Origin of the sequence: Streptomyces sp. NPDC018610, from assembly GCF_044391765.1 — a bacterium.
GTDB lineage: Bacteria > Actinomycetota > Actinomycetes > Streptomycetales > Streptomycetaceae > Streptomyces.
The window spans coordinates 839,181-857,399 of the sequence record NZ_JBISAL010000001.1 but is presented as its reverse complement, the minus strand read 5'-3'; the positions used below and the strand labels follow the sequence as shown (position 1 = coordinate 857,399).

The window sequence follows — 18,219 nt, the reverse complement described above, 5'->3', positions numbered from 1 at the left end:
GGACGCCGGGTCAGCCGGCCGTTACCTTCTCGGCGATCAGTCGGCCGTGACCTTCCCGGTCCCGGCCGCCGGCTCGCCGGCCACCGCCCGGCGGCCGCCGTCGAGCTTCTGCTTGACGAACGCGATCACCAGGACGACCGCCGCCACCAGCAGCGACAGCAGCACGGTCTCGCGGCCGTCGTGCTCGGTGTCGGTCAGCATGTAGCCGAGGACGAAGACGATCACCGCGGCCGCCGCCCAGGTCAGGTACGGGTACAGCCACATCTTCACGACCAGCTTCTCCGGCGCCTCGCGCTGGATGATCCGCCGCATCCGCAGCTGCGAGAAGCAGATCGCCAGCCACACGAACAGGGCGACGGCGCCGGAGGAGTTGACGAGGAAGAGGAAGACGGTGTCCGGGAACTTGTAGTTGAAGAACACCGCCACGAAGCCGAAGGCGACCGAGACGAGGATCGCGGTCCTCGGCACGCCCCGGCCGGTGGTCCGCGCGAACGCCTTCGGCGCGTCACCGCGCTCGCCCAGCGAGAAGGCCATGCGGGAGGCGGTGTAGAGGCCGGAGTTCAGGCAGGACAGCACCGAGGTCAGCACGATGAAGTTCATGATCTGACCGGTGTGCGCGACGCCGAGCGAGTCCAGGGCGGCGACGTAGGAGCCCTTGTCCGCGATCGACTTGTCGTCCCAGGGGATCAGGGAGACGACGACGAGGATCGAGCCGAGGTAGAAGACGGCGATGCGCCAGATGATGCTGTTGGTCGCCTTGGTGACCGCACGCTGCGGGTTCTCGGTCTCGCCCGCGGCGAGGGTGGCGATCTCGCTGCCCATGAAGGAGAAGACGACGAGCAGCACACCGGTGAGGATGGAGCCGGGGCCGTGCGGCAGGAAGCCGCCGTGGCCGGTCAGGTTGCCGAAGGACGCCTGGTCGGTGTGGACGCCGGGCAGCACGCCGAAGATGGCGAGCAGGCCGACGACGATGAACGCGGCGATCGCGACGACCTTGATGCCGGCGAACCAGAACTCGAACTCGCCGTAGGAGCCGACGGAGACCAGGTTGGTGGCGGTCAGCACCAGCATGACGATCAGGGCCCAGCCCCACTGCGGGACGGCCGGTATCCACTCGGAGAGGATCTTCGCGCCGGCGGTGGACTCCACGGCCAGGACGACGACCCAGAAGAACCAGTACAGCCAGCCGATCGAGAACCCGGCCCAGCCGCCGAGCGCGCGGTCGGCGTGCGCGGAGAAGGAGCCGGAGGTCGGGTTGGCGGCGGACATCTCGCCGAGCATGCGCATCACGAGGACGACGAGCGTGCCGACGAGCGCGTAGGACAGCAGGATGCCGGGTCCCGCGGTGGCGATGCCGGCACTGGAGCCGACGAACAGGCCCGCGCCGATGACGCCGCCGATGGCGATCATCGTCAGGTGGCGATTCTTGAGTCCGGCCTGAAGCCCGGAACCGTGTCCGTCGGGGCTTGTCTGGCCGTTTCCAGCCTTCGGCAGGGTCGACTGCGAGGTCATGGACGGTTATTCCTTACGCCGGGTGAGCGAGTTCCCGTACGAGCGGTGTACGAGTCGGTCCAGTGAATCCGAGGCATAGGAATTCGTGAACCTGTGAAACGTAATTGTTACTTGAGGTTTCCTTGAGGTCTGTAGCTTTGCTCACATTCGTCGTCCGGGTGTGCTAAGTCACCACCCCACGCGTCTGCCCCCGGTCCGCCGTGACACACTCGGAGCATGCGCGTGTATCTCGGCTCCGACCATGCGGGCTTCGAACTCAAGAACCACCTCGTCGAGTGGCTCAAGGCGGCGGGACACGAGCCCGTCGACTGCGGGCCGCACCTCTACGACGCCCAGGACGACTACCCGCCCTTCTGCCTGCGCGCCGCCGAGCGCACGGCCGGCGACCCGGACTCCCTCGGCATCGTGATCGGCGGCTCCGGCAACGGCGAGCAGATCGCCGCCAACAAGGTCAAGGGGGTCCGGGCGGCCCTCGCCTGGAGCGAGGAGACCGCCTCCCTCGGCCGCCAGCACAACAACGCCAACGTCGTCGCCGTGGGCGCGCGCATGCACACGCAGGAGGAGGCGACGAAGTTCGTCGAGACCTTCCTCGGCACCCCCTTCTCCGGTGACGAGCGTCACATCCGCCGCATCGACATGCTCACCGCCTACGAGACGACGGGCGACCTCCCCCCGATCCCGCCCCACCACCCCCAGCAGTAGCCCGTGGCCCCCGGGGACACCGACCCCGGGGGCGCATCACTCCCTCACGGGCGCGCCGCTCACCCGGCGTGAGGGGAAGGGGCCCCGCCGCGGCCGGGCGGAGCCCCGGACGGCGCCCGCTTCCCGCCGAGTCGCGTCGGACGGGCGGGAGAAGACCGAGGAAAGGGAACCGCACCGTGCCGGAAGGGCACACCATCCACCGGCTCGCGCAGGACTACGCCGCCCGTTTCCAGGGCACCGCCCCGCGAGTCACCAGCCCCCAGGGCAAGTTCTCCGACGCCGCTGACCTCCTCGACGGAGCGGAGCTCACCCGCACCGAGGCCCACGGCAAACACCTCTTCCTCGGCTTCCGCGACACCGACTGGGTCCACATCCACCTCGGCCTCTTCGGCAAGGTCGCCTTCGGCGACGCCCCCGCGCCCGCGCCCACGGACACCGTCCGCCTCCGCCTCGCCGACGCCACCTCGTACGTCGACCTGCGCGGCCCCACCACCTGCGCGCTGATCACCGAGGCGGAGAAGCGGTCCGTGCACGAGCGCCTCGGCCCGGACCCCCTGCGCCCCGACGCCGACCCGGCCGCCGCCTACGCCCGCGTCCGCCGCAGCCGCACGACGATCGCCGCCCTCCTGATGGACCAGAAGGTCATCGCCGGCGTCGGCAACGTCTACCGCGCCGAGGTCCTCTTCCGGCACGGCATCGACCCGTACCGCCCGGGCAGGGACATCACCGCCGCCGAGTGGCAGGCCGTCTGGACCGACCTCGTCGGCCTGATGCGCGACGGAGTCCGCGCGAACCGCATCGACACCGTCCGCCCCGAGCACACCCCCGAGGCGATGGGCCGCCCGCCCCGCGTCGACGACCACGGCGGCGAGGTGTACGTCTACCGCCGCGCCGCCATGCCCTGCCATATCTGCGGCACCGAGATCCGCACCGCCGGCCTGGCCGCCCGCAACCTCTTCTGGTGCCCCGCCTGCCAGCGCACCTGACGAGGGCGCCCCCGGACCCACCCCGCACCGGCCACCGCCGGGACGGCGCCGGGCCCGGAAGCGCCACGCCCTGCGCGACGCCCCCTGGAGAGCGACGTCCCTAGAACCCGTGCGGCAGCCAGGGCGCCACCGCCGACCCGAACCCCACCGACGCCTCCGCCAGCGCCCCCCGCCGCAGCTCCCGCACCCGCCCGGCCGCCGCCAGCCCCGCGAGCGGCACGCCGCCGAGGTACGCCGCCCCCAGCTCCCGTACCGAGAGCGACAGATCGGCGGCGTCCGACGTCCGCTCGCACGACGCTCCCTTCACGTCGCCGCTCAGCCGCCACCGCCCGCCGTTCCAGGGGCAGAACGCGTCCTCGACCTCGAACACCACGTCCACCGGCGCCTGGTACGTCCGCGCGGCCAGCGCCGCCCCGACGTCGACCAGCCGCACGTACAACGCGTCCCGCAGCCGCGGCCGGCACCGCCGGATGTCGGTCACCAGGTACTGCCAGGCCTCGTCGACCGGCCGGTTCCGCACCGCCAGCGTCGTCATCAGGTCGATGCCGAACAGGAACCGCCACAGCGCCGCGTCCGTCGCCGGATCGAGCGCGGCCAGGTCCCGCAGGGTGACCGTGCCGTTGTGGCCGCCTTCGCCCCAGCCGAGCTTCGTCCGGTACCGGGCGTAGCCGGTGATCTCGCCGCCGCGTTCGGCGACCACGCACAGCAGCGCCGACCCGCCGTCCCGCTCGCTCGGCGGGTCGATCACCTCCCGGCGCTCCCAGCCCGGCTGCCGGGCCGGCATCCCGGGCCGCCTGGGCACCAGCCGCGCGTAGACCGCCTCGCACGCGTCGAGCACCTCGGCGGGCTCCGCGTACCGCACGCGTACGTCGTCCGTCCCGGCCGGTACGGACAGCCCCGCGCGGTGGGTGTCGATGTCGGCGTCGAGCTGGAAGGTCGCCGCGGCGTACCCGAACCGGCCGTAGATCGCGGGCTCGGAGGCGGTCAGCACCGCCAGCGGCTCGCCCCAGGAACGCACGTCGTCCAGCTGCCGCCGCATCATCGACGTCAGCACCCCGCGCCGCCGGTGGGTCGCGGCCACGCCGACCATGGTGACGCCGGCGGCCGGCACCAGGGCCCCGCCGGGCACGCTCAGCCGGAACGTGAACGCCCCCGCCGACCCCACGCACACGTCCCCGTCCCACACCCCGAGGGAGCGGTCGTACTCGGTCAGGGAGCGGTCCAGTTCCAGCACCTCGGGCGACTCCGTCCCGCCGAACGCGCGGACCAGGTGGTCGTACCAGGCGTCCCACTCCTCCCGCCGCAGCACCCTCGTCACCGGTCCAGGTTCACTCGCCATACCGTCATGCCTACCAGGGCCGCCGAGGGCGGGCGAACGAATTTCGCCCCGGTCGCCGCACACCGGCCGCCCTTGCAGTCGACTGTGAAGTCCGGCCTCGGACGGGGGATAAGTCGGACCTCCCGTGCCAAGCGGCGGGTCCGATGGATAGGGTCCCGAACTAATGACAGCAGGACGACAGCGGCGCGCGGAAGCCGAGACGTTCACGGCCCGGTTGAAGATGCGGTGGCACCGGGCCCGCGTCGGCGTGCGCAGAGCCGCCGTCGACTACTTCCGCGGCGACGGCTCGGACTGGATCGCGCTCGGCGGACTGCTGCTGACGGTCCCGCTGATCGCGGCCCTGACCCTCCTCGACTCCGTCTGGTTCTCACCGGTCGCGCTGGTGCTGCCCATCGTCGCCGGCGGACTGCTGCTGCGCCCGGCCAGCCTGCTCGGCCTGTACGCGGCGGCGGCCACGGCCCTGATCGTGGAGTCGGTGCGGCTCGGCCCGTACACCGAGGGCCCCTCCCGGGTGACGCCCGGCGTGGTGCTCGTGGTCGCCGCGTGCGGCTTCTTCGGGCTGCTGATCGCCCAGTTCCGCAGCCGGGTCGGCGTGCCCTGGCGGCGCGGCGGCACCATGCTCTTCGACCTGCGTGAACGCATCCGCGTGCAGAGCAAGCTGCCGCACCTGCCCGGCGGCTGGCACCACGAGATGGCGCTGCGCCCGGCCGGCGGCCAGTCCTTCTCCGGGGACTTCGTGGTCGCGGCCCGGACCAACGGCGGGCGCACCCTGGAGGTCGTCCTCACCGACGTGTCCGGCAAGGGCATGGACGCCGGTTCGCGGGCGCTGCTGCTGTCCGGCGCGTTCGGCGGCCTGCTGGGCAGCCTGCCCCCGCACGCCTTCCTGCCCGCAGCCAACGGCTACCTGCTGCGCCAGGACTGGGAGGAGGGCTTCGCCACCTCCATCCACCTGGTCCTGGACCTGGACTCCGGCGACTACGAGCTGTACTCCGCGGGGCATCCGCCGGGCCTCCAGCTCAGCGCGGGCACCGGCCGCTGGGAGGAGAAGGCCGCCGAGGGCCCGCTCCTCGGGGTGTACGACGGCGCCCAGTTCGACCCGGTCAAGGGCTCCCTGCGGCCGGGCGACGTCCTGATGCTGTTCACCGACGGCCTGGTGGAGACGGCCGACCGGGACATCGCCGAGGGCATCGACCGCCTCACCGGCGAGGCCGACCGCTATGTCGCGGGCGGCTTCCACGGCGCGGCCTGGCACCTGATCGAGGCGGTGGCCAAGGACGTCAACGACGACCGGGCCCTGCTGCTCATCTGCCGCGAGGGCCCGACCGCCACGGCCCACTGACCCCGGTCCCAGCCACCGGCCTCCGCCGCGACGCAGCCACTCGCCGCCACGACGGACACCGCGCCGCAGCGCACCCGCCGTCCGGGCCGGGCGACGGGGACCCCGCAGCGCGCGGCGCCCGCCGCCCCGGCCGGGCCGGGCGCCGTGGCGTGCGCCGCCTCAGCGGGCCGAGGCCGCCGCCACCGCCCGCGGTTCGGCGGCCCGGCCGGCGGGCCGTCCGCGCTCCCCGGCCGCGGGGACGGCGTCGCGGTCGAAGGCCCACTCCATCCGCGGTTCCATCACGCACCGGAACACCCGCCGCACCGGCCCCGTGCACAACAGGGTCACCGCGGTCGCCGCGACGACGGTGACGGCCAGCGCGCCGAGCGGCCGGTGCAGCCAGGCCGCGTCGGCCCAGCCCGCGTACACGGCGCCCTTCACCAGGAAACCGTGCAGCAGATAGCCGCACAGCGTGCCGGTGCCCAGCGCCGTGAACCACGTCCGCCGGCCCGGCACCCAGGCGAGGAAACAGGCGGTCAGCAGCAGCGCGGCGGCGAACATCACCAGCACCATGACCGGCCCGGCCCACCAGGGCGCGCCCAGGTCCTGCGCGGCGCTCTGCCGGTAGAGCCACCCCGACTCCGCGCGCGGCACGGCCCACCAGGCGAGCGAGAGGGACAGCGCGAACACCGGCACCGCCGCGATCCGCACCGAGCGGCGCCGCACCAGACGGAAGTGCTCGGGCCGCATGCGCAGGCCCAGCACGAAGCAGGGCAGGAACTGCAGGACGCGCTGGAGTTCCAGTTCGGTGCCCATTCCCGGGGTGAGCGAGGCGAGCATGGCGATGCCGAGGGCGACCGGCACCGGGTGGCGGACCAGCTTCCACACGGGCGCGGTCAGACGCCACACGAACAGGGCGCACAGGAACCAGGTGAGGTACCAGGGCGAGAGCAGGCTGATGTCGTGGTCACCGGAGTGACCGACGTGAATACGGAAGAGTGAATACGCGGTCTCGAAGATGACGTACGGCACGGCGACGCCGGTGATCAGCCGCTTCAGCCGGTCGGGACGCGCGTCGAAATTACGGGAGAAGAAGCCGGAGATGATGATGAACGCCGGCATGTGAAAGACGTACACCACGTCGTACGCCGCTTCCAGCGTCCGATTGCCGCTCTTGACCGCCGACCAGGAATGGCCCAGGGCCACCAGCACGATCGCCAGGTACTTGGCGTTGTCGAAGAAAGCGTCCCGCTGTCCGCCGGGCCGGCCGGCGCTTTCGGCGGGTCTGCGCGGGGACGGCAGTCCGGGGACCGGTGACTGTGCCGGGGGGAGGGGTGTTCTGTTCTGGCCGGGGGACGAGGCAGCGTGGAACATCTGAGGCACCCTAGCGTCGGCGGTCGGGACTCGACGGAACCCCGGACGGCGGTCCCGCTCATCGGCGGCGGATACCCGGGAAGTAACGAGGGAAATGTGATCGCCGGGTGACGGTCGACACATCACCGGTGCCGTTCACGCACATCATCCGCGCCCTCGATGTCCGGATTCATCACGACGAGTTGTCTCATCCCGCCGTGCCCGCCCGGGTCATTCGAAATCCCTGCGAACGTGCTGTGCGGACTTCGAAACGACAATCCCCGGATTACCGCGCGGGCGTTCCGGATCGCCCGCCGAATTCCCGTTCGGGGCATGCCCGGAGCGGGAGTCGGGCCGTGAGGCGATGCCGTCCGGGGCGGAGGAGGCGGCCGATGATGCGTCAGCGACCGCATAGGTGAGCCGGGTTGGTGGCACGATGGTTCCAACGGGGGTGCGGGGACGGCCTCCGGGCGGGAGTGCGGACCGACCGAGGGTGTGATCAGTTGTGGCCATTTCACTGTCAGTGGTGCTGCTGTTGGCGATCATCCTGGTGGTGTTGCTCCGAGGGGGATCCATCAAGGCCGGGCCGGCCATCGTCGCCGTGCTCTTCGGCTTCTTCCTCGCGTCCACCGGCATGGCCCCGTCGATCAACCGCTTTCTGAACTCGATAGCGGACACGATCAACTCGATCAGGTTCTGACGTCCCGCGCGCGGGGCCGCGACCGGCCGCCCTCCTCCGCTCCCGTACCGGGCGCCGGAGGCGGCGCCGCCATGGGCCCGGCCGGCCCCTCGCACCGACCGGACGGACCTCACGGGCCGGGCACCGGAAACGCCTCAGGGCCGGACCGGAGGATCACTCCTCCGGTCCGGCCCTGAGCCGTGCAGAGCGGGCGACGGGAATCGAACCCGCGTAGCCAGTTTGGAAGATCGCGTATGCGAACTCCGGCTGACCTGCGGGGCTGCTGACCTGCGGGGGAGCGGCTGTTTCGCTTCAGTCCCCGTGGCTCCCCGCTCGATACCGATCGATCGGGCACGCGTGGGGCACGGCGGTTGCACTGACCCGAGTCCTGCCGCGTGGCCTAGGGGCGGTTTGTGCGCTCACCGTGTGTCGCTACTGCGCGTAGATAACGATTAGCAGGATCACCACGAAGCCGACGACGAACCACCAAGGCGGCCCCTTCGGGCGTAACCGGCGCGTTGCTGTCCAGCGGCCTCGATGGTCCCGAGGCTGGTAGTACCTCCTGCGCGACGCCACCAACACCCTCCCCAGGTCGCCTATGTGATTACGATCTCAGTACAGCAGAGGCTGGAGTCTTCGGTGGCTGTCAAGATCCGTCTATGTCGGTTGATGAGAGTGGCAAGGGCGACCGAGAGATGGCAGCTTCAAACGTTCGTGCGACACGACCATGGGTTCTTTGCCTCGCCAGCGGGCTTGTCGGCGCGGCCGTAGGAGCGGGTGTCGTAGGGGTCATGTGGCACACAAGCGCCCAAGACAGTCGACCTTCGGGCCCCGCCTTCACGGCGACGGGGACGGTCACCGTCTTCGGCTCTTGGGTTGGGGCCCAGGAGGATGAGGGCTGCGTTGGCGTAGATGACTTCGCGGATCTACGGCCCGGCGTTCCGGTCCGCGTCTTCGACCCATCCGGCCACGAACTCTCCCGGGGGCGTCTCGGCAACGGGATCCCGGGCAAAGTGGTTGGAAACAGTTGTACCTGGCCCCTGACGGTCTCCGGTATCCCGGGTGGCGCGAGCCAGTACCAGTTGCAGGTGGGGGAGCGGGAGCGTCTCGCGAAGACCCCTGAGGAATTGCGTAGCGGTGTAGATCTGTCGTTCGGGGCCCAGTGAAGGCGGCGTATGGCCACCGCCTCAACCACCACCCACCCCAGCTCCCATCCCGTCCGCCGTCGACCCACACACCGTGGAGCGGGCGTGGTTCAGGGGCGTCAAGGTGGAGCGCGCCACTGTACGAACGACCTTGACGCCCCTGGGCCGCGTCTGCTCGGCTCTGCCTGGGTCGACGGTGGACGGGATGGGAGCACCCTCGCGCAAGCCACTACGTGCCCGCGGTCGGCGACGGTGCCCCCTCCCCCCGGTGCCGGCCGATCCCCCGCCGGAGGCATCGTCTTGACCGTTGGCCGCGCTCTGCGGTGCTCGACTCATGGCCGCCGGCCCTATCCACATGTGGGCGCGCGTCGGCGCAGTCCGCGCGGAGCGGGCCGAAGGCAGGAGCGGCGCGCGGAGCGGAGCCGGGAAGCGCGCCCGGCGGAGCGGAGCGCAGCCGGGGCTTGATGAGGTAGAGAAACCTGTAACAGCTCATGGCCGATACGGGCCTTGGCGCTGCTCACGCCTGCGTGGTGGTCTGAGATCAGAGGTCACGCGCGAGGGGGCAGGGTGCAGCCGTTACCGAATGACTTGGCACGGAACCGGCCGGGCGATGCGGTGCGCCGCAAAATCCTGGAGTTGCAGCCGAACCCGGTGCTGAGACTGATCGACCGTCGGCGCCCCGGTTCGGACATTTGGAGTTGGGCGGACGGACTCACCGGGGAACGCCTCACTGGGCGCCAGTTGAACAAGCTCCGCGGCCGTGGATGGTTCACCCTTCATGCGATCCAGTGGGCGAGCGGCGCGGACATCGACCACCTCGCCATCGGCCCCGCTGGCGTCTTCTCCATCAATTCCAAGCGGCACCGCGGGAAGACCGTCTGGTACGGCGACACTGCCGTCACGGTGAACGGCTCCCCGACCCGCCACATCGCCGTCAGTCAGTCCGAGGCCCGGCGCATCTCGCGGGCTTTGTCCACACGCTGTGGAGCCGACGTTCCCGTCCGCCCCGTGATCTCCGTGGTGCACGCGGCAAAGCTCACGGTCAAAGGCGCGAACCCGCCAGTTCTCGTCCTGGCGGTCGAACACCTCGGACGGGTGCTGTCGGGACTGTCGCCTACGCTCTCGACAGACCAGGTCACGCACATCTACGGCGCGGCGCGGGATGCCCGGACTTGGGTCGGTTGATCAGGCGTCGAAGTCGTACTCCAGCACGTAGGCGGCGGAGTCGAGAGTCATCTCGTTTACTTCGACGGGACGCCCCTCGTCCGCGAACGCCGTACGGCAAATCATGATCACGGGCGTGCCCATGGAGAGATGGAGGCGGCTCGCCTCTTCCTGTGACGGCATCCGGGACCGGATCTCCTCGCGGAAGTGCACGGGCTTGTAACCCAACTCGGCAAGTCGGGCGTAGGTACCGCCGGGGCCGGTGTCTTCCTGGGTGATCGCCGAACCTGCCACCAGGTCCGCGGGCAGATAGGACGTGGACAGCAGGACGGGCTTGTCGTCCAGGACGAAGCGGCGGCTGCGCACACATACCGGCGCTTCGGCTTCGGTGCCGAGTACCTGACTGATCCGCTCGGGTGATGCCGCCTCGTAGACCTGCACCTGGTCGACCACCAAGGTGCGGTCCTCGATGTCAGCCGACCAGATGGACCGCCCCGAACCCCACTGATCACGGGACAGTCGCTGGATGCCTCGCCGCCTGAGCGGCTTGAAGGCGCGGACGAACACGCCGGCGCCCTTGCGGGACTCGGCAAGACCCTCGTTCTGGAGCACGCCGAGCGCTTGCCGGGCAGTCATGCGGGCCACCTCGTACGTGGCCATGAGGTCGTTCTCTCCTGGTAGCCGATCACCGGGGCCGTACTCGCCGGCCTGGATCGCTTCCCTCAGTTCCTCCGCGATCCGCTGGTACTTCGGCTGGCGTCCGCTGCCCTGGGTGACCATGTGATCCCTCCTCTCTTCTCTAGACACCTTTATTGATTCCGTCAGCCGACACAACTCGCAGCTCACCCTCGTAGCCGAGTCGAAACCTCTCTAGAGATGTATTGACGTCTCTAGAGAGGTGCTGTTCTATTGAGTCATCTCTAGAGAGGTTGCTCACAAGGGAGCCGCCTCGGGGATGAGGGGACAGCTATGCCGTCGTTCAAGATCGACCTTTCGACCGCTGTGGTGTTCGTGGCGACCGCGCCGACGCCGAAGCTGGCCAACGCGAAGACGGGTGAGCGTGCGATGGACCGGGAGACCGGTGCGCCGCTGTCGACGGTGGGCCTGCTGATCTCGGACGAGGGGGAGGGGAACCTCTACCAGGTCACCATCCCGGAGACCGGTTTCCCGGAGGGCCTGACCCCGGGCATGCCCGTGCGGGTTGTGGACCTGAAGGCGCGGGACTGGGAGAACGAGTTCAACGGCCAGAAGCGGCACGGCATCGCGTTCCGCGCGGTCGCGATCACCCCGGCGGCCTGACCATGAGTGACCTGTCCATGGTGCTGGAGACCACGGGAGCCCTCGCGGGGGCCGGCGGTCTCGGCTACGCGAAGGTCCGCGCGCCGCGCGTGTACTGGTCGCTGGTCGGGCTGCCGGTCACCTGGGGCCGGTTCACTCTCTCCTACCGCTCCACGATGGACGTGTGCGGGCTGACGGTCCAGCCGTCCCGCTTCCGGGCCTTCGTCACGCGGAACGTGGCCCGGCGTGAGGTGCTGCCGGTCCCGCCGAAGATCCGCCGGGTGCAGGGCACGTCGACGGGGCTGCGGGTGACGCTGCGGCTTCCCGCCGGCCTGGAACCGGCCGACCTGATGGCCGCCTCCGAGAGGCTGCGGCACGCCTGGGGCGTCCACTCGGTGGCCATCGCCGAGACCAAGCCCGGCTACGTCCAGCTCCGCATGACCGGCTATGACGTGCTGCGCCGCGTCCGGATGCCCCGCACAGCACGCCCGGAGGGCCTGGCCGTCCCGGTGGCGCTGCGCGAGGACGGGACCGCGTTCGTCCGGGACTACCGGGCGGTGCCCATGGCGCTGACGCTGGGCGCGAACAACTCGGGCAAGTCCGTGTATCAGCGCAACCTGATCAAGGGCTTGGCCACGCTGCCGGTGGCGCTGGTGGGGATCGACTGCAAGCGCGGCGTCGAGCAGTCCGCCTACGCACCTCGCCTGTCGGCTCTGGCCACCACACCGGATGCCTCGGCGTCGCTGCTGGATGTGCTGGTGTCGGAGATGGAAGACCGGTTCGACCTGCTGAGTCTGCATGGCGTCTCGGACATGTGGGAGCTGCCCGAGCGGTTACGGCCGGTGCCGGTCGTCGTCCTGGTGGACGAGGTGGCGGAACTGTTCCTGATCTCCTCCAAGAAGGACGAGGAACGTCGGGAGCGGATCGTCACCGCGTTGATCCGGCTCGCGCAGATGGCCCGCGCGGTCGGGATCTACCTGGAGGTCTGCGGGCAGCGCTTCGGCTCCGAGCTGGGCAGGGGCGCGACCATGCTCCGCGCGCAGCTCACCGGCCGGGTGGTGCATCGGGTCAACGACAAGCAGACCGCCGAAATGGGCCTGGCGGACGTGGCTCCGGACGCGGTGATGGCCGCCGGCCTGATCCCGGCGGAGCGTCCCGGAACGGCGGTCGCCGCCGACTCCTCCGGGGGCTGGGCGAAGATCCGCACCCCGCACACCTCCCGCGACGACGTGACGGCACTCTGCCGACAGTTCGCCCACCTCGTCCCCGACCTTCCCGCGCTCGCCCCGTACCGGCCGCACGCGCCCGCGGACGCGCCGACGCCGGGTCCGTCGCTGGTCAAGCCGCTGCCGGTCACGGACTGAAAGGGGGACACGCCATGGCTACGCGTAAGAAGGCCAAGCCCGTGCCGGTGCTCTGCCCGGACTGCGACGGCAAGGGCGAGACCAGCGAAACCGTCCGCGTCGGCGCCCGCAAGGGTCGCGCCACCGACAACCGGCAAGCCGCCCTCTGCCTGACCTGCCTGGGCACCGGCGAAGCACCCACGGGCGGGGAGTGATCACCGTGAACCGTGTGATCCGCCCTGACGCCGTCCTGGTCCAAGCCGTGATCGCCGGAGCGTTGTCCTTCGCCCACCTGCACGACTTGGCTGCGGCGGCCGGGCAGTCCGGATGGAAGGCGTGGGCCTACCCGGTCTCCGTCGACCTACTTCTTGTCGCCGCCTGGCGTCGGCTCCGCGCCGGCCGGGACCGCTCCTCCTGGACCTGGTTCGCCATCGCCCTCACGGCCTCCCTCGGCGCGAACGTCGCCACCGCCGGTCTCCTCGACCTGCACGACGTACCGGCCTGGCTGCGCATCCTCGTCGCCGGCTGGCCCGCCCTCGCCTTCCTCGGCGGGACCCTCCTCGTCCACGCCCCTGCCCCGATCACCTCGGAGCCCGAGCCCGACGAGCAACCGGCGGCGCCGGAAGTCGAGATGCACCGCACCGACACCCCGGAACCGGCCGCCCCGGCTCCCGCCCCAGCGGCGGAACTGGCCCCGGCACCGCCCAAGCCGCCCGCGGCCACCCCGGCCGTTCCGCCGGCCCTGCTCGACCATGCCCGCTCGATCGCCGACGCGCACCGCAGCTCGACGGGCGAGCCGATCACCGCCGATGCGCTGACCGCCCGGCTCGGCCTGCCCGCCCCGACCTGCGAAGCCATCGCCGCTCAACTCCAGCTCGCCTGAACCGAAAGGGAGTCCCGTCGTGCGTCCGAACCGCTTCTACAACGTGATCCGCATCGGCCCGGTCAAGGTCGGCACCTACAACAACGGCCGTGGCCAGACCCGGCACACCGCCGCTTGCACCGCCCCCGGCTGCGGCTTCTCCACCGACCACCGCGACCGCTCCGCCGCCGAACTGTCCGCCCGCACCCACCGCTGCAACCCCTGACAGGAGGACGATCCCGTGTTCACCCCGAAGTACCCGCCCACGGCCACCCCGGTCCAAGCGTCCACGACCGACCACGCCCCGGCCCCGGTCCCCGCCTCGCCCGCGGCACCGGTCGCCCCCGCCTCGAACCGGCCCACCGTCCAGCTCACCCCGGGCAGCGCGCTCGCCCTCGCGGCCGGCGGCGGTGCCGTCGTCCTCGTCGTCGGCGCGGTCCTGGTCTCCCTACTCCTCGCGGTCGCGATCACCGGCGTCTCGGTCGCCGTGGTCGCCGTCGTCCTCCGCCTCCTCGTCAAAGACCTGAACCGGGGGCGGTGAGCAGGATGGACGCGAACGTGATCGCGGCGGGCTTACCGGCCCTGGGCTGGGCCGTGCACGGCGGGATGCTCCTGCGCCGACTGGCCACCGCCCGCCGCGACCCGCTCACCGGCCTGCACACCCGCGCCGGATGGACCACCCGAGCCGAACACCTCCTCAACCGGCACCCGGCCGCGCTGGTCGTCCTCGTCGACCTCGACGACTTCAAGGCCGTCAACGACACCCACGGCCACGCCGCCGGGGACGCCGTACTGACCACCACGGCCCGCCGCCTGACCGAGTGGTGCGGACGCCACGGCATCGCCGCCCGCCTCGGCGGAGACGAATTCGCCGCCATAGTCACCAACCCCGTCCGCACCCCCGGCCCGGACGCCCTGCGCACCGCACTGGCCCGGCCCGTGCCCCACGCCGGCGGTCTGCTGCCTGTCTCGGCCTCGGTCGGCTGCTGCCACCGCACCGACCTGCCCGCCCCGACCCTGACCGACGCCCTGTCCGCCGCCGACGCGGCGATGTACGCGGCCAAGGGTCACGGCCGACGCAACACCCACCACTGATCCCGAGAGGAACGATCCATGGGCATCTTCAGCCGCAAGCAGGACCCGGAGCCCGCGCGCAACGACGAGATGGTCGAACTCGGTCGTGAGTACGCCATCGCCCGCCGCCACCGCGACACCAAGGCCATGAACCGGATCATGCGCCAGGTCGGCAACGACAAGGACGTCACCGACCTCAGCGACTTCCGCGCCGGCCAGAAGTCCTACGACTCCATCCCGCCCATCCCCCGCGGTCGCAACCGCCGCCGCTGAACGGCCCCGGGGCGGCTCTCTCGCCAAAGATCCGCCGCCCCGGCGCCTGCACCACTTCCAGATCCAACCGACCCGAAAGGGAAGCCCCATCATGCCCCAGCACGCCCAGACCCCGCGCGTCTGCCGCGACTGCGACGGCTTCGCCGCCGTCGTCATCACGACCGGCACCCGCCAGCCGGACGGCACCCGCGCCACCCTCACCGTGTCTTGCCCGGCCTGCAAGGGCACCGGAGGCACGCTCCCCGCCGCCAGCCTCGTCCGCGTCGGGAGGTGACGGCCGTGGCCCTCCTCGACTGGCGCTCGCCCGAGCACTTCGACCACAACGAAGACAAGCCGTGCGTGATCTGCACCAAGCCCACCCCGCTGCGCTCCGACAACGGCAAGCCCGTCCACAAGGTCTGCGCCAAAGCCTGGATCGACACCCACCCCGTGAGGGAGGGCGACCAGTGAGCAACCATGCCGACTCGCTGATTCTCGACCTCTTCGCCGGCCCCGGCGGCTGGTCCCAGGGCCTGCACGCCCTCGGCCTGACCGATACCGGCATTGAGACCGACCCCGCCGTCTGCGCCACCCGCACGGCCGCCGGACACACCACCATCCACGCCGACGTCGCCGCTCATCCCACCGCACCGCTGCGGGGGAAGGTGTCCGGGCTGATCGGCTCCCCGCCCTGCCAGACGTTCAGCGCCGCCGGCCTGCGCGCCGGAAACACCGACCTGCCCCTGTGCCACCAAGCCTTGGACGACCTCGCCCACGGACACGACACCCGCGGTGAACTGCGCGCCGCTTGCACCGACACGCGGTCCCTGCTCGTCGTGGAGCCTCTGCGCTACGCCCTGGACCTGCGACCCGACTGGATCGCCCTGGAGGAAGTCCCCGCGGTCCTGCCCGTGTTCGAGCACACCGCCCGCCTCCTGGCCCACGTCGGCTACTCGACCTGGACCGGCGTCCTCAACGCGGCGGACTTCGGCCTGGCACAGACCCGCCGCCGCGCCTTCCTGATCGCCTCCCGCACCCGCCCCGCCCTGCCGTCCGACCCCACCCACGCGGACGGCGGCACCCCGGCCGACCTGTTCGGCGACGGTCTGCCCGCCTGGGTGTCCATGGCCCAAGCCCTCGGCCTCGGACCCGGCGTCACGGTCGCCACCCGCGGCAACCGCAAAGCGAGTGGCGGCAACAAGTTCCGCGCCTCCCGCCCGTCGTGGGCGTTGACCGAGAAGGCCCGCTCCTGGGTGCTGCACTCCCGCCGCGACTCGCCCAACTGGATCGCCGCCCACGGTGCTCGCCCCAACCGGCACGGCGACCAACCGGCCCCCTCCCTCACCGGTGAAGCCCACCGCTGGCACTGGAGCCGAGACGGCGCCTACCAACGCCCCCTCGACGTGACCGAAGCCGCAGTCCTCCAGGGCTTCCCCGCCGCCTACCCGTGGGCCGGCTCACGCACCAAACAGTTCCAGCAGATCGGCAACGCCGTCCCCCCGCCCCTGGCCACTGCCGTCCTGCGCACCGTCGTCCCGGCCGCGCTGGAGGTGGCCGCGTGAGCGACACCGCCACCATGGCGGGCCTGGACCCGGCCACCCTCGCCGACGTGCTGAGGCTGGCCGGGTCTCCCGGCTTCGACCGCATCCAGGACCAGATCCGCCGCACCGGCGGCTGCACCGACCCGATCCGTCTCCAGGGCTCCACCGTCACCCGTGACGCTGTGACCGGGCACGTCCTGCACTCCTACTCCACCGACACCGAGCCGGGCGGCGTCCTGCGGATCGCGTGCGGCAACCGGCGGGCCTCCCGCTGCCCCGCCTGCGCCTGGACCTACGCCGGCGACACCTACCACCTCATCCGCGCCGGCCTCGTCGGAGACCCTGCCAAAGGCACCCCCGACACGATCCGCGACCACCCGCGGGTCTTTGCCACCCTCACCGCACCCTCGTTCGGCCCGGTCCACAACCGGCCCGGAAACCGGCCCTGCCGCTGCGGCACCCGCCACCCCGAAGACGCCCCCGAGCTGGGCACCCCGCTTGACCCCGAGACGTACGACTATGCGGGGGCGGTGCTGTGGAACAACCACGCCTCCGACCTGTGGCGCTACTTCACGATCTACCTCCGCCGCGAGATCGCCAAGCGCGCCGGCCTCACCCAGAAAGCCGCCCGCGAAGCCTCCCGCGTCGCCTTCGGCAAGGTCGCGGAGTACCAGAAGCGCGGAGCCGTCCACTTCCACGCAGTGATCCGCTTCGACGGACCCGAGGGGCCCGACAGCCCTCCGCCGGCCTGGGCCACCCTCGATCTGCTCACCGACTCGATCCACGCCGCTGCCGCCCGCGTCGCCGTCGACGTACCCGCTGCCGGTGACCAACGTGCCCGCACCCTGCGCTGGGGCGAGCAGCTCGACGTACGCCCGATCCGCGCCTTCGGCGACGGCTCCGAGATCACCGAACAGGCCGTGGCCTCATACGTCGCCAAGTACGCCACCAAAGCCGCCGAGACCACCGGCACCGTGGATCGCCGCATCGGCAACAAGGAAGCCCTGGAACTCCTCGGCGTCCCCGACCACCCGGCCCGCCTTATCGCGGCCTGCCTCGACCTGCACGCGCTCTACCCGGACCGGAAGTTACGGGACTGGGCTCACATGCTCGGCTTCCGCGGCCACTTCTCCACCAAGTCCCGCCGCTACTCCACCACCCTCGGCGCCCTGCGCCAGACCCGCGCCGACTACCGCGCCGCACAGCAACGCCAAGACCTCGGCCTGCCCGACCCCGACGACGAGGAAGCAACCACGCTCACCCTCGCCCACTGGGCCTACGCCGGCCACGGCCACACCCCCGGTGAATCCTGGCTCGCCGCCACCAGCCGCCGGGAGATCCAACTCAACCGCGAAACCGCCCGCGAGGAACTTGCAGACCCGCGCCATCAGGGAGGGGACGACCATGAATGAGCGGTACCTCAACGTCGACCAGGTCGCCGAGATCCTCGGCACCACCGTCCGCTTCCCGCGGCGTCTGATCGAGGAACGGCGGATCACGTACGTCAAGGTCGGGCGACACGTCCGCATCCCGGAGAGCGCCGTACGGGACTTCATCTCCGCAAACACGGTGGAGCCGCGCCGGCGGGCTGCTCGCCTTCGGGGGGTGGCCGCCTGATGGCCGGCAAGCGTCGACAGTTCGGCCGGGTCCGGAAGCTCCCGTCAGGTCGCT

At 71.2% G+C, this 18,219-nt stretch carries 22 protein-coding genes; 18 read left to right on the top strand and 4 right to left on the bottom strand.

The features are described 5' to 3' along the window. Nucleotides 1-36: 36 nt before the first annotated feature. The gene (locus ACH5A8_RS03820; RefSeq protein ID WP_398997566.1) at nucleotides 37-1,512 is read right to left on the bottom strand and encodes an amino acid permease; all 1,476 of its coding nucleotides are present in this window, start codon (nucleotides 1,510-1,512) and stop codon (nucleotides 37-39) included. A 216-nt stretch (nucleotides 1,513-1,728) separates the two neighbouring features. Between ACH5A8_RS03820 and ACH5A8_RS03815 the strand changes: the two genes are divergently transcribed. Further along, on the top strand, nucleotides 1,729-2,214 hold the full coding sequence (locus tag ACH5A8_RS03815) for a ribose-5-phosphate isomerase (RefSeq protein WP_398997564.1): 486 nt from the start codon (nucleotides 1,729-1,731) through the stop codon (nucleotides 2,212-2,214). 176 nt (nucleotides 2,215-2,390) lie between these two features. Then, nucleotides 2,391-3,200, top strand: a complete 810-nt coding sequence (locus ACH5A8_RS03810) for an Fpg/Nei family DNA glycosylase (protein ID WP_398997562.1) — start codon at nucleotides 2,391-2,393, stop codon at nucleotides 3,198-3,200. A gap of 100 nt (nucleotides 3,201-3,300) precedes the next feature. Here ACH5A8_RS03810 and ACH5A8_RS03805 read toward each other — a convergent pair whose 3' ends face one another. Beyond that, nucleotides 3,301-4,539 (bottom strand): GNAT family N-acetyltransferase, encoded by a 1,239-nt coding sequence (locus ACH5A8_RS03805; RefSeq protein WP_398997559.1) that lies wholly within the window; start codon nucleotides 4,537-4,539, stop codon nucleotides 3,301-3,303. Nucleotides 4,540-4,702: 163 nt separating this feature from the next. Between ACH5A8_RS03805 and ACH5A8_RS03800 the strand changes: the two genes are divergently transcribed. Beyond that, on the top strand, nucleotides 4,703-5,878 hold the full coding sequence (locus tag ACH5A8_RS03800) for a PP2C family protein-serine/threonine phosphatase (RefSeq protein ID WP_398997557.1): 1,176 nt from the start codon (nucleotides 4,703-4,705) through the stop codon (nucleotides 5,876-5,878). Between the two features lie 159 nt (nucleotides 5,879-6,037). Here the strand turns inward: ACH5A8_RS03800 and ACH5A8_RS03795 are convergent, their stop codons facing one another. Next, complete coding sequence (locus ACH5A8_RS03795; protein WP_398997555.1) at nucleotides 6,038-7,231, bottom strand: acyltransferase family protein; 1,194 nt, start codon at nucleotides 7,229-7,231, stop codon at nucleotides 6,038-6,040. Nucleotides 7,232-7,715: 484 nt separating this feature from the next. On the opposite strand from ACH5A8_RS03795, the gene ACH5A8_RS03790 reads away from it, so the two are divergent. Beyond that, nucleotides 7,716-7,910 (top strand): hypothetical protein, encoded by a 195-nt coding sequence (locus ACH5A8_RS03790; RefSeq protein WP_398997552.1) that lies wholly within the window; start codon nucleotides 7,716-7,718, stop codon nucleotides 7,908-7,910. Between the two features lie 1,691 nt (nucleotides 7,911-9,601). Next, the gene (locus ACH5A8_RS03785) at nucleotides 9,602-10,219 is read left to right on the top strand and encodes a nuclease-related domain-containing protein (protein ID WP_398997550.1); all 618 of its coding nucleotides are present in this window, start codon (nucleotides 9,602-9,604) and stop codon (nucleotides 10,217-10,219) included. Here ACH5A8_RS03785 and ACH5A8_RS03780 read toward each other — a convergent pair whose 3' ends face one another. Next, nucleotides 10,220-10,978 carry a GntR family transcriptional regulator gene (locus ACH5A8_RS03780; RefSeq protein WP_396318894.1) on the bottom strand — a complete coding sequence of 253 codons (759 nt, stop codon included), beginning with the start codon at nucleotides 10,976-10,978 and terminating at the stop codon, nucleotides 10,220-10,222. 189 nt (nucleotides 10,979-11,167) lie between these two features. Between ACH5A8_RS03780 and ACH5A8_RS03775 the strand changes: the two genes are divergently transcribed. The 13 genes from ACH5A8_RS03775 (at nucleotide 11,168) to ACH5A8_RS03715 (ending at nucleotide 18,165) form a co-directional block, all read left to right on the top strand. Beyond that, nucleotides 11,168-11,497 (top strand): hypothetical protein, encoded by a 330-nt coding sequence (locus tag ACH5A8_RS03775; RefSeq protein WP_398997547.1) that lies wholly within the window; start codon nucleotides 11,168-11,170, stop codon nucleotides 11,495-11,497. A gap of 2 nt (nucleotides 11,498-11,499) precedes the next feature. After that, a complete protein-coding gene (locus tag ACH5A8_RS03770; protein ID WP_398997545.1) occupies nucleotides 11,500-12,840 on the top strand; it encodes an FtsK/SpoIIIE domain-containing protein in 1,341 nt (446 codons plus the stop codon). 14 nt (nucleotides 12,841-12,854) lie between these two features. Then, complete coding sequence (locus ACH5A8_RS03765) at nucleotides 12,855-13,034, top strand: hypothetical protein (RefSeq protein ID WP_398997543.1); 180 nt, start codon at nucleotides 12,855-12,857, stop codon at nucleotides 13,032-13,034. Nucleotides 13,035-13,039: 5 nt separating this feature from the next. After that, nucleotides 13,040-13,702, top strand: a complete 663-nt coding sequence (locus tag ACH5A8_RS03760; RefSeq protein WP_398997541.1) for a DUF2637 domain-containing protein — start codon at nucleotides 13,040-13,042, stop codon at nucleotides 13,700-13,702. Nucleotides 13,703-13,721: 19 nt separating this feature from the next. Beyond that, on the top strand, nucleotides 13,722-13,907 hold the full coding sequence (locus ACH5A8_RS03755; RefSeq protein ID WP_398997539.1) for a mobile element transfer protein: 186 nt from the start codon (nucleotides 13,722-13,724) through the stop codon (nucleotides 13,905-13,907). 15 nt (nucleotides 13,908-13,922) lie between these two features. Further along, complete coding sequence (locus ACH5A8_RS03750) at nucleotides 13,923-14,222, top strand: SpdD protein (protein ID WP_398997537.1); 300 nt, start codon at nucleotides 13,923-13,925, stop codon at nucleotides 14,220-14,222. 5 nt (nucleotides 14,223-14,227) lie between these two features. Next, nucleotides 14,228-14,776, top strand: coding sequence for a GGDEF domain-containing protein (locus ACH5A8_RS03745; protein ID WP_398997535.1), 549 nt, complete (start codon nucleotides 14,228-14,230; stop codon nucleotides 14,774-14,776). Between the two features lie 18 nt (nucleotides 14,777-14,794). Then, complete coding sequence (locus ACH5A8_RS03740) at nucleotides 14,795-15,028, top strand: hypothetical protein (protein WP_398997533.1); 234 nt, start codon at nucleotides 14,795-14,797, stop codon at nucleotides 15,026-15,028. Nucleotides 15,029-15,119: 91 nt separating this feature from the next. Next, nucleotides 15,120-15,302: a hypothetical protein gene (locus tag ACH5A8_RS03735; RefSeq protein ID WP_398997531.1), complete on the top strand. Its 183-nt coding sequence runs from the start codon at nucleotides 15,120-15,122 to the stop codon at nucleotides 15,300-15,302. A gap of 5 nt (nucleotides 15,303-15,307) precedes the next feature. Then, nucleotides 15,308-15,478, top strand: a complete 171-nt coding sequence (locus tag ACH5A8_RS03730) for a hypothetical protein (RefSeq protein ID WP_398997528.1) — start codon at nucleotides 15,308-15,310, stop codon at nucleotides 15,476-15,478. Then, nucleotides 15,475-16,569, top strand: a complete 1,095-nt coding sequence (locus tag ACH5A8_RS03725; protein ID WP_398997525.1) for a DNA cytosine methyltransferase — start codon at nucleotides 15,475-15,477, stop codon at nucleotides 16,567-16,569. The genes ACH5A8_RS03730 and ACH5A8_RS03725 overlap by 4 nt, the downstream gene beginning before the upstream one ends. Further along, nucleotides 16,566-17,960: a replication initiator protein RepSA gene (gene repSA / locus ACH5A8_RS03720; protein WP_398997523.1), complete on the top strand. Its 1,395-nt coding sequence runs from the start codon at nucleotides 16,566-16,568 to the stop codon at nucleotides 17,958-17,960. The genes ACH5A8_RS03725 and repSA overlap by 4 nt, the downstream gene beginning before the upstream one ends. Beyond that, nucleotides 17,953-18,165 (top strand): excisionase family DNA-binding protein, encoded by a 213-nt coding sequence (locus tag ACH5A8_RS03715; RefSeq protein WP_398997521.1) that lies wholly within the window; start codon nucleotides 17,953-17,955, stop codon nucleotides 18,163-18,165. The genes repSA and ACH5A8_RS03715 overlap by 8 nt, the downstream gene beginning before the upstream one ends. Nucleotides 18,166-18,219: the final 54 nt, after the last annotated feature.